The following is an 11,220-nucleotide window of genomic DNA, read 5'->3' as shown; positions in this document are numbered from 1 at the left end:
CGCCACAGCGATGTGGCGCTTTTTTACATTGTCACTTCTCCATCCACTCACGCCGCAAGGCAAACAACTCGCGCAGCTCGCCCGTGGACATCTCCGTGACCCAGTTCTCGCCGGTGCCGACGAATTGGTCGCTGAGGCCTTTTTTGCGCGTGATCATCTCATCGATGCGCTCTTCGAGCGTGCCCAAGGTGACGAACTTGTGCACCTGCACGTCGCGGGTCTGGCCGATGCGGAAGGCGCGGTCAGTGGCCTGGTTCTCCACGGCGGGGTTCCACCAACGATCGTAGTGGAACACATGGTTCGCCGCGGTGAGGTTGAGCCCGGTTCCTCCTGCTTTCAGCGAGAGGATGAAGATATGGCAGCGCTCCTCTGCCGGGAGCGACTCGTCCTGGAAGCGCGCGATCATATCATCGCGCTTCGCCTTGCTCAGCCCCCCGTGCAAGAACTGCACGGGCTCGCCCCGCTCCTGCGCGATCCGCGCCTGCAGGAGGTGGCCCATTTCGACGAACTGGGTGAAGATGAGGCAGCTGCCTCCTTCGCTCCTAAGTTCGTCGATCATTTCAAGCAGCCGCTCCAGCTTCGCTGAGCGCGCTGCCTTATCTATGCCGGTTGCTGCTATACCGGCACCCGCCCCACCATCCTTCAAGAACAATGAAGGATGATCGCAGACCTGCTTCAGCTTCATCAGCGAAGCCAAGATCAATCCCTTCTTCTCGATGCCGCTCACAGCTTCGATCTTCTCCATCAAGCTTTGGACGACGTTCTCGTACAAAGCCCCCTGCTCGGGAGTTAGAGCCACGTAGGCTTTGGACTCATACTTATCCGGCAAATCCAATTGGATGGCCGGATCTTTCTTGACCCGTCTGAGCAGGAACGGTCGAACCAGCCGCTGCACCCGAGCAGCGAGCAAAGGCGAGTCTTCTTCGCTATTCTCAATGGGTCCCGCATATTGATGATTAAAGTGCTTCAGTGTGCCCAAGTAACCTGGATTAATAAAATCAAAAATCGACCAAAGCTCCGTCAAGCGATTCTCAATCGGCGTCCCGGTCAGAGCAATGCGCTGGACAGCATCTAAGCCGCGTATCGCTTGGGATTGTTTGGTGTAGACGTTTTTGATGTTCTGCGCTTCATCCAAGCAGAGTGCATCCCACTTGACACCTGATAGCTCTTTTTCATCCAGCTGGGCAATGTTGTAAGAGGTGATCACGAGGTCTGCCCCCTGAATGGAGGCCTCGAACTCTTCGCCTCTAGCCCGCTGTGCACCGTAGTGGAGATGGATGTTCAGCCCGGGCGCGAAGCGCGCGAGTTCTTTTTGCCAATTGCCCAGCACAGAGGTTGGACAGATCAATAGAGACGGCGTTGAACCCGATTCCATCGCCAATAAATAAGCGATAAACTGAATCGTTTTTCCTAAGCCCATATCGTCCGCCAGACAGCCCCCTAGGCCGATTTTGCGTAGAAATAGGAGCCAAGACACTCCCTCCTGCTGATAATGTCTTAAATCGGCCTCCAAGCCCTCAATCCGCTCCACAAGCGGGATGGATTTGGTCTGATTCAACTGTCTCAGCAAGGTCTTCAAGCTGCTGTTCAGCTCTACGCGAATCTTCATCTTCGCTTTGTCTTCTTCTTTGGCCGACAGCGCCGTATCTGCATCCGCTTCCTCGCCGCTGTCGAGCAGATGCATCTCCAGAACTTCGCGGAACGAGAGGCCCTTCTTTTTCTCCATTTGACGCATCGTAGCCTTAATCTGTTCCAGATACGCAGGATCCAGTTGCACCCATTTGCCGCGAATATAGATCAGTCGCTTTTTCTGCTCTGCCAATTGCGCGAATTCTTCTTCCGACAAATCCACGCCGCCCAGTGCCACGCGCCAATCGAACTGAATGATTTGATCCATCCCAAACATCGCTTTTCGCTTAGAGCCAACTGAGCTTTTCAGCTTGGCCTTAAGCTGTGGACGCAGACGCTGCAGTTCGTCCCACCATGAGGGAAGAAAGACGGAAATACCTGCCCCCACCAGCTGCAGGCTCCAATCCGTCAGGAATTCCCAGGCTTGTTCATCGGATAGCTGCTCATAAATTTTCCCCGATTGAAACTCGCTCTCGAGCTGGGGAAGAATACGCAGCAGGCGATCCGTTTGCTCTTGGATGCTCATATCCATCGTTTCCTGCCAAGCGGCGGGAACTATGCCTGACAAGCTACTGCCCGCCGTACTGAACTCCACGAACCGGTTCGCATCCTTGCGGTCCTGCGCAATGAATCTGAGCCGCCAGTCAGCAGCGTTATCTTTGGCTGTTGTCGTACCGTCGACATATGTCTCCGCATACGGCTCTACCAGCTGCACACAAATACGATAAGGGGTGTTGTCTTGTGTCCAACCAATCGCTAACAGCCAGTCTTCCTCTTGCATCCAGTTTGCATGGGCACTGGCCGTGTCAACCTGTGAGCCGCTCTCCCGCAGTAAGATGCTCTCCGCCACGAGTCGACGCCACTTTGTACTTATCTCAGAATCAGGATCCTGCAGCAGCATCTCCTGAGCAATGTCATTGAACCATTTCCGCCAAAAAGCTTCATCCAACCTCTTCCCGCTAGCAAGCTGCTGAAGTTCAGCCATTTGAGCAACCGGGAGATTTAGTTTCCATCCTGTCCTGCCTTCGCGCCACTCTTCAAAAGAAGGCACGTACCAGCTTTCTTCCAATGCTTCTTTAAATAACAATGCCGCTTTCTGCATCAACAGCACATCGTCATCCCATGACAATTTGGCATGCAATAAAGCTCCCGGTTCAGCCAAATAGTCCATGGCCATATAAGGGCTAAGCTCTATTCCCTCTCCACGCGAGGAATGCACCTGCTTAAGCTGATTCCCATAAAAGGACCGCTCATGCCAAGCAAAAAGCAGCCTTCTTAGTCTATATGCAGGAACTTCGTTCGCTTCTTCCGTTTCGCCGCAGCAGACAAAGCTCCCTGTCGGGAGCTTTTGCATGCTGATATGAATCTGTGACAAGCTGATCATGGGATAAGTTTTCCTTTCCGTAATTCCTCTTGAAACGCGCGGTAGCGTGCATACTCTTGACTTAAATACGCTACGTAGGCCTCGAATCGAGACGTTTGTTTCAGTTTTTTATAAGCAGACGCAAGCTTCTTAAGCAGTTTGACGGCTTCTCTGTAAGCATCCCGATTTTTCGCTTGAATGCATTCTTCCGCCGCATAATGATAGATAGGGAGCACCCAACGCGGATCTGCTTTTTCGACGAGCTTCAATTCTCCTGCCGAAATCTCCAGCGGTGTTAAATTCAGCAGCAGGCAGAGATCTGCCCACGTTTGGTACTCCTTCTTCTGAAACAAGAAGCTCGAATACTCGCGATAGCTCGCCGGCAGCAAAGTCACCATCGCTTGTCTATGTTCTTGTTCCACATCTAGATAACGTGAAGCTTCTTGCCAGAAGTACAAAAAATCACTTGCATAATAAGCCGCATCCTTCTGCACTTCAGGCCCTAACCAGCGCAGCCATTTGAGCAGGCGTTCTCCTTGTTCTTCTTGTACAAACACCTTTAAATAGCCAAACCAATCGTCCGGCTCAACAGACGAACATTCCTGCGTGACCCGCTCCCAAGCGTTCTCATCTTCTTCATTCATTATATCGAAATGAGCTAAAGCAATGACCGCAGCTTCGTGCACATCGCTATCCCGATCTGCACCCGCAACAATGGATCGCAGTCTGGCAAGCTCGTCCGCCACCAAACTTTTCTCATATAGCAATTCAGACCATAGAACTTTATAGGTGTCAAACCATTGGTTTTGCGAATTGAAAGCTTCTTTTTCCATATAGGCAGCCAGATAAGTGCTGATTTCTTTCAGATGCGAGGGATACTTGTGATGTGCCTTTTCAACATTTATCTCCCATAATGAGGTATGCAGCCGTTCTTGGCTGTGCTTCGCTATTTTCGCCAGAAAGTACTCCGCATTATAAAAGAAATCATACACGCCGGACTTGGACTGCATCAAAGTGTCGCACAATTGCATGAGATAAAGCACAACCTGTATATCATAGATGCTTCTTATAACAGGCTCCCAGTCATCCGCCAGCTTGTTCAACTGGCCCCAAGCGCGCATGTACAACTCTTCGATACTGAACGCATTGTACACTTTGGAATTGGCATACTGCTTAGCGAAATAAACAACCCACGCTTCACAGCTGTCTGTTTCTTTCGGCTTATGGACTGCCGGCTTTGGCGCTGTATGAACCTGTTGAGACGTTGGCATCTTTTTGGCATTTGGATATAACAAGGCATGGGGATCATAACCCTCTTGCTCCGCCACTTGAAATAAAACAGCCGCCATATGCTTGCATGTATCAAAATAAGGACAGCTGCAGGTGCTCCTACTGAACGCTTTTAAATCCAGTTGAACCCTGTAAGGGCTTGATCCCGAGACACGCGCTTTAACTACGGAAGGCCCTTCTGTTTGGATAGCTCCAACGGCGCCAGCCTGATAATACTTCCAACCACGTTTGAGAATGGTACTGTCAAAATCAGACCGAATCCTCGTCATCCAGTAATTCCAGTCTATTGTTAGCTCTGACATGATGGTGTTCCTCCGCATTTCGACAATTTCATCTTTTAATTATAGCGAATGTAGGCGTTCCTGGACACCTTCCAGAAAGAAAAGAACCCCCAAGCAGAATCATGTAGATTCCGATCAGGGGTTACAAAGCAAATTATTTGCGCAGCATGCCTTGGTGTGGGTGCGGGTGAGTTCCGCAATACTCGTCGACCTCAGAACACGTATACACATGCTCATAGACAGGAACGCAGTGGTGTCTGTTCACGACTTGAATTGGGTGAATAACTTGAACTTTTTGCGGGTGGTAGAAGTCTCTGACCACTCTTTCTGGATCTGTCATTATAGGGTCAGCCGGTGGACACTGAAATTGTTTGCCTTGCATTGGTTGATTAGGTTGGAAAGCCATTGTTGCTTCAACTCCTCTGTTGGTTTGAGATAGTATACGTCTATCCCTAGTCCAAGGAATGTACCAATGCCTATATTTGCAATATTTAGGCGGTTTCCCGTAGGCCAAGCAGGCAATCTGTCCAAGCAAAACGTAAGCAGCCAGGCACTCTACTTCGCCTTAGCCAATTGATTCATATCCTTCACATCAAGAATAGGCTTCTCGCTTCCGATCGTTACCGTATGAATCATGGCAAGAGCTATATCTTTAACTGTTGACATGTAGCTGGACAAGAACAACTTGAACAGCGGTTCAAATGGAGCCAGCCAGAAGATAAAGGGATGAACATTTTTCTGCCCTTTCGTTGGCTTGATGTAGCCAGGACGGAACATATAGGCTTTGCGGAAAGGCAGCTTCAGCAGCTCGTTTTCAGTTTTCCCTTTGACGCGTGCCCACATGGATTTCCCTTGTTCCGTGCTGTCCGTTCCGGCTCCGGTGACGTAGCAGAACACCATATCGGGATTCAACCTGACCAAGGTTTTGGCCACATGCAGAGTAAGCTTATAAGTCACTTCCGTATACGCTTCTTCTTTCATCCCCACTGAGGAAACGCCTAAACAAAAGAAACAGGCATTATAGCCGACTAACTCGTCTTCAATGGCCGATAAATCAAAAAAATTTTTAACGATGAGCTCCGTCAGTTTCGGATGTGTAACCCCGCACGGCTTGCGGTTGATAACGAGAACTTGTTCCACATCCGGCTGGTTTAAGCATTCCAGCAGCACACCTTCGCCTACCATTCCTGTTGCGCCTGTTAGGATCGTTCTAACTTTTGTATGTGTATTCATAAGAACTCCTCTCGAGGATGTGTGGACCGATTGTTCATGACATAACCTTATAATAAATGATCGTTCAGTAATTATCAATGTTTCCTCTTATCCATGTTTCCTCTCCCATTTGTCCTACATTTTTGTTACAATTGAGAAATCCTTTTTCATGATCGCATTAATTAACCAAGACATAATAAATTTCTTCATACCTTTAGAAGCAGGAGGGGTAAGATGAAGCCTACAACCCAAGAAACTATAACGAATAATCGTCATCTCACCTACTCGCACGCCCTTGAACATTCCGATATGCACATTCATCATAAGCTATGGCATTATTTCCACTATAAACAGATCGACAACCGACTGCATGCTTGGGCCTCAGCCGCCAAGGGAGCTTTCTTCCGCCAGCCCACCCATTGGCAGCTTGTTGACGGTGATCTTCGTATTCAGCTCCCTCTTTTGCCTGAGGGCTATTTACCTTTCTCTGAAATCCTGCATGGACAACGAAGTGATCAAGTAAGTGATGCTGCCAAAGTGCAATTGCTTATATCCATTTGTAAAGCGCTTTCCATCCTGCATGAAGACCGTTTTTATATGGGATTTTTGCTGCCGGACATGCTGTTTTTCCACCCAAGGACGTTAAGCATCCAGATAGATGTTCAGCCTTTCCCCTCCGCGAACGAGTTTATCAATTATTTGCTGACCGATTATCCGTTCACTTCATTCCCGCGTTATGCGAGGCGGTTTCTGCTATCGCGCGCGGCGGACTTTGAAGCGGTTCATCTGCTCATGCAATCCCTGTTCAGCACAATTCCAGCCTCTCTTGAGCCGCTAAGCGAGCGTCTTCGCACTCAGCCGGAGTCCTTCTTATTTGCCGATGAGATCGCGGATTCCCTGTTGGCCAGCTTAGGCATGCCTGTAGAGCATAAACCGGTTACTTATAGGGGACACCATTTGCTGCACCCTGCGACTGCGCCCGTGACAGAGGAACAACAAGCCCATTTCCGTTATTTCCTGCAATCAGGCGGGGAACGATTATTAGGACTTATCTGTGAAAATGAAGCCATTCGCTTCGATGTTTACACGGAGCATATTAACGAAGTGCTCGAGAACGGCTACTTTTTCAAAATTGTTTCCCAGTCATTGCCCTACGCGACTTTGCGTGAAGTGGTGACTCGAACCTTGCATCTAGCCTACGGGGTTCTGCCGGAATCTGTTACGATGCTGCGCAACTTGTCGCGGAAATTCGATCAACTGCTGAAAAAGCATTATGAAGGCGATGATCTCCTTTATTTGCTTACGGAGTGGCTGGTGCAATTTTTCTCTTCAGTGATTCCGATGTTTCCTGTTCACAATTTCTTTTATATTTTTGAGAACTGCGAACATTTCGATGAAGATTCCCAGCTGATCTTGCAAAATTTCTGGAGAGAACAAGGGCGAGGCATGACGGGGTTGCATTTTATTTTTAGCGGCAGCCAGCTTCCCCAGCAGTTTGCTGAGCTTTCTTTTCAAATTATCAACATACATGACTTTGATCCTGCAATCTATAAGCAATTGCTCGTCTCACAGCTCGGTCGTGCTGATTCTGAACTGCTTTGCGACCTTAAAGACTGGCTGCAAGCGAATCAAATTAATATCAGTCACTGCCGTATCTTCCTGGAAGAACTCATTCAATTGGAGCATATTATTCTAACCGAAAATGGCTGGCACAAAACACCAACCTTCCATCTGGATGCCGCAAAACTATATCCTCCCAGCTTGTTTGCTAGGCGTATTGCCCTTTTGGACCAAGATGAATTGGAGCTCTTGCGGCTCTTATGCTGCTTGCCGATGCCGATCAATCTATTTGCCTTGTTTACCGCGAATCAAATTGATTTGGGCAGCATTCTGCCAGCCCTTGCACGATTAGCCGAGCTTGGTCTTGCTCATGTCAGCCACAACGACAGCGTTTTTATTTCCAATGAGATCACACTCATGGTACGCGAGCAGCTTGGGGCAGCAGCGTTGCCAGCCTACTATCAAACTGCTTTGCAGTATCAGCATCAATTCCGTCCATTTGCGCTGCCGCAGCTCATTACACTAGCCAGTTTGGCGTGTGAGTACAAGGTCGAATACTATTTGCTTTTAAAATATTACAAGCAGCTTCGCTCGCTTCTTTCGTATGGACAAAAGATTGAATTGCTGGAGCGCATTAAATATTTGCTGGAAAAGCTGGAGCGGCCGTACCTGATATTCCTGGATCGTTTGCTTAGCCGGATCTATCATCTTCTGAATCAATTTACGCTTTCGGAACAATTAGCCTTAACCGTCTACGAGCATACCGGCAAACTAACGGATCGCTTCGCTTGGCTGTTCATCCGCATCATTCAAAATAAAGAAGACGTTAATGCGCTGCGTGAAAAGCTTTTTCCTTACATTTTTGATGCAACGCAAGCTTTGGAGAATCGCGTCCGGGCAGCTTTCTTGCTGAATACCAGCAATCTCTGCATCCCTTTGCAGGATGAAGAGATGAGTCAACTGCACATCTTTTATACAGAGACGGTTTTTCCAAATCGAAATCAGTTGACACTGCGCCATTTTGCCGAAGTTTCGAACTATTATGCGATCAATATTCTGATTCACTTCCCAGAGTTGGAAGAATGGGCGCTATCCATCGCTGCCAAAATGGAGCCGCTGCTCGATACCTCACCACATACGGATTTAATGCTGCGGCTTTACGATATTTATTCCTATCAAAGCAATAACAAGCTGATCAGCAAATATGTGTACCGCGGGATCGAGGGCGCCAAACGTTTGGGCTACACGCTCAAGGAACAAGTCGGTCATCTGAATGCGATGGAATTTTCGCTCAATCAAGGGGATATCGCCAGCTATCTGTACCACAAGGAACGCGTCGTGCAGGTCGACGAGCTGAGGCGCAAAGATTTGGCCGAAAATTATTTGACCAATCAGCTTCTTTTTGCGCTGGAGTGGGAGCAGTGGGCGGCGTTTCAAGAGCTCGAGACCATTCTAATTGCCCAGCATATTACGGAGTCCAGTCAGGCTCTTCTATTCGTCTTTCGAGGTTATGCGGCTTTCCGCCAACATCAAGCGATCGTCATTCCGTCATCTTTGGAAAATGAGAACAACAGGGTTTTCCTGGAGGCACTCCAACAAACAAGTCTCGGGAATTTGGAATCAGCTTGCCAACTTTTCGGGCAATTCATTGCCAAGAACAATTCCGGCCTTTTCACAGGCTGGGCGTATCGAGAACTGCTTACCCTTCTGCTGAAGCTTCAATCGGAGCATGTAGATGCAGCATTCGAACTTTTCGAAAGTTATCTCAAGCGGTATGCGTACGATGTTTTCTGGCCGGATTACTACCGACTTTCTGCGGATCGGGCGATGCACGAAGGCGATATCCAACCTGCCATGCTGTATTTAAGGCGGGCTTTGAACGGCTATCAAATGATTCAAAAAGACACGTGGCAGCCTTACTTGAAGGCTTGTATGGAACTCGTTATCCAACCTTCCTTTTACCCGGCCACACCGGCTATCATGCAGAATGATTTTGTGCAGAAAATGATGGCGGACCGGGAGCAGTGGCTGCTCCTCTCGCTCGATTTGCAGATCATCATCGAGTTAAGCGAGCAAGTCACCGAAACCTTGGATCTAGTCACAACTATGCAAAGGCTGACGAAAGCGTTGTTTGACTACTTCCCTGTGATTCAGCTCGCGGTTTCCTACAATCTGCTGCATTACAAACAGAAATACTTTGTCACTGCCTCAGGACTCAGGGATCACGATGAGCTGGTCGCCTATCAAACCCGAAGCGAGGGCAGCTCTACACTAGCCTTCACGCTCTTTCAACGCGGCGATCAAATGATCACCCTGCAAGTTTATGTGGACGGCATGACCAAAACCAAGCTCCAGCACATGGAGCACTTCCTTTCGTTCATTAAACCGCACATCATTAATGTTCTCCTACATCGGGAAATGGTCATTGACAACCTGACCGGCTTTTATTTGCGGGGCTACTTTATGGAAAAACTGAGGGATGAATTCGAGCTTGCCAGTCGCTATCATCTGGATTTATCCGTGATCATGATCGATGTGGACAACTTCCGGCAGGTGAATGAATTCGGTCATCCCGAAGGGGATCGTGTGCTGCGGGAAATTGCCGATATCTTCCGCTTCAATTTACGAAAAAGCGATATCGCAGGACGCTACGGCGGTGAGGAGCTTATGCTTATTTTGCCAAAAACAGATGGCAAAGAAGCGCTCAAGATCGCCCACCAATTGCGCGGCGAGATTGAGAAGGAATTCGCCTTCGGGCGGCCTTACACGATTACCGTCAGTGTGGGGGTCTCCTCCCTCGAGCTTTGTCAGCCGAGTTCCATCGAGCAGCTTATTGAACAGGCGGATATGGCCGAGATTATGGCGAAGAAGACGGGGAAAAATAAAGTTGTTGCAGCTTGGGAAACCCAGGATGCCAGCCTGTAAACGAAGCTTCCGATGTTCTGCCTTGAGGGGGAACCGGGGGCTTTTTTCATGAAGCGCTGCCTCCATGCAACTCCCATCTGGCAAAACAAAATAAGAGCCCCTAGGAGCTTCTATATGCGGTCAAAAGGGGCTTTCACGCGAAATAAGAGTCCCGGGGGACTCTTATTTGTTGTAGATGGGAAGAAATAGTCGGTTCTCGGCGGAATAAGAGCCTTCAGAAGCTTCTATTTGCGGCAAAAAGAGGCTTTCACGCGAAATAAGAGCCCCGGAGGACTCTTATTTGTTACAGCTATGAAGTTCCTCCTACAACAGCCTATGGTCTATCAAGTAGGAAATAATTTGATTCACTGATTGTTCCACGGTTAATCGATCCGTCCGTAGGATAAGCTCAGGTGCAAGCGGCTCCTCATAAGGGGAGCTAATCCCCGTAAAGTCAGCAAGCTCGTTGTTTCTGGCTTTCCGATATAAACCTTTGGGATCCCTGGTCTCGCAAACCTCCAGCGAACATGAGATATAAACCTCGATAAACGTTCCCTCGGGGAACAAGTGCCTTGCAGCTGCTCGCTCTTCGCGGAATGGGGAAATTAACGATGTAATTGCGACTATACCCGCTTCTACGAGAATTTTGGCCATTTCTCCCGTTCGACGGATGTTCTCTTTGCGATCCTCGGCGCTAAAACCGAGATCTTGGTTTAAGCCGGATCGAAGATTATCCCCATCCAGTACGTAAGAACGAATCTTTTTATCATCGAAAAGTGTTCGTTCCAGCGCTTGAGCCAGTGTAGATTTACCGGAGCCCGAAAGGCCTGTGAACCAAATGACCATGCTTTTATGACCGTTTAGGGAGGTTCGTTGTTCAGTAGAGATAGAGGGAGAATGTTTGGTTAGGTGTTTATTCATCGTGAGTCGGTCTCCCTCTTTCTTCTCATGCAAAAGGCCGTATAGTTTCTTGTTATTTTA

6 protein-coding genes are annotated in these 11,220 nt (G+C 48.6%); 1 reads left to right on the top strand and 5 read right to left on the bottom strand.

Annotated elements, in window-relative coordinates; translation table 11 throughout:
* Positions 1-31 precede the first annotated feature (31 nt).
* The 4 genes from HQN90_RS11050 to HQN90_RS11035 form a co-directional block, all read right to left on the bottom strand.
* Positions 32-3,013, bottom strand: coding sequence for a DEAD/DEAH box helicase (locus HQN90_RS11050; RefSeq protein WP_173218169.1), 2,982 nt, complete (start codon positions 3,011-3,013; stop codon positions 32-34).
* The gene (locus HQN90_RS11045; protein ID WP_173218167.1) at positions 3,010-4,584 is read right to left on the bottom strand and encodes an SWIM zinc finger family protein; all 1,575 of its coding nucleotides are present in this window, start codon (positions 4,582-4,584) and stop codon (positions 3,010-3,012) included. The genes HQN90_RS11050 and HQN90_RS11045 overlap by 4 nt, the downstream gene beginning before the upstream one ends.
* Positions 4,585-4,717: 133 nt before the next feature.
* Complete coding sequence (locus tag HQN90_RS11040) at positions 4,718-4,969, bottom strand: hypothetical protein (protein WP_173218165.1); 252 nt, start codon at positions 4,967-4,969, stop codon at positions 4,718-4,720.
* 149 nt (positions 4,970-5,118) lie between these two features.
* On the bottom strand, positions 5,119-5,796 hold the full coding sequence (locus HQN90_RS11035) for a Rossmann-fold NAD(P)-binding domain-containing protein (protein ID WP_173218163.1): 678 nt from the start codon (positions 5,794-5,796) through the stop codon (positions 5,119-5,121).
* Positions 5,797-6,009: 213 nt separating this feature from the next.
* On the opposite strand from HQN90_RS11035, the gene HQN90_RS11030 reads away from it, so the two are divergent.
* Positions 6,010-10,260: a GGDEF domain-containing protein gene (locus HQN90_RS11030; protein WP_173218161.1), complete on the top strand. Its 4,251-nt coding sequence runs from the start codon at positions 6,010-6,012 to the stop codon at positions 10,258-10,260.
* 303 nt (positions 10,261-10,563) lie between these two features.
* Here the strand turns inward: HQN90_RS11030 and cysC are convergent, their stop codons facing one another.
* Positions 10,564-11,160, bottom strand: a complete 597-nt coding sequence (gene cysC, locus HQN90_RS11025) for an adenylyl-sulfate kinase (RefSeq protein WP_173218159.1) — start codon at positions 11,158-11,160, stop codon at positions 10,564-10,566.
* Between the last annotated feature and the right edge of the window lie 60 nt (positions 11,161-11,220).

The sequence above is a fragment of the Paenibacillus alba genome, from assembly GCF_013204855.1.
GTDB classification, from domain to species: domain Bacteria; phylum Bacillota; class Bacilli; order Paenibacillales; family NBRC-103111; genus Paenibacillus_E; species Paenibacillus_E alba.
This window is presented reverse-complemented; position numbering and strand designations above follow the sequence as displayed.

Coding starts and splice junctions, on each gene's coding strand:
- HQN90_RS11040 (WP_173218165.1), bottom strand. CDS start 4,969: ATGGCTTTCCAACCTAATCAACCAATGCAAGGCAAACAATTTCAGTGT.
- HQN90_RS11045 (WP_173218167.1), bottom strand. CDS start 4,584: ATGTCAGAGCTAACAATAGACTGGAATTACTGGATGACGAGGATTCGG.
- cysC (WP_173218159.1), bottom strand. CDS start 11,160: ATGAATAAACACCTAACCAAACATTCTCCCTCTATCTCTACTGAACAA.
- HQN90_RS11030 (WP_173218161.1), top strand. CDS start 6,010: ATGAAGCCTACAACCCAAGAAACTATAACGAATAATCGTCATCTCACC.
- HQN90_RS11035 (WP_173218163.1), bottom strand. CDS start 5,796: ATGAATACACATACAAAAGTTAGAACGATCCTAACAGGCGCAACAGGA.
- HQN90_RS11050 (WP_173218169.1), bottom strand. CDS start 3,013: ATGATCAGCTTGTCACAGATTCATATCAGCATGCAAAAGCTCCCGACA.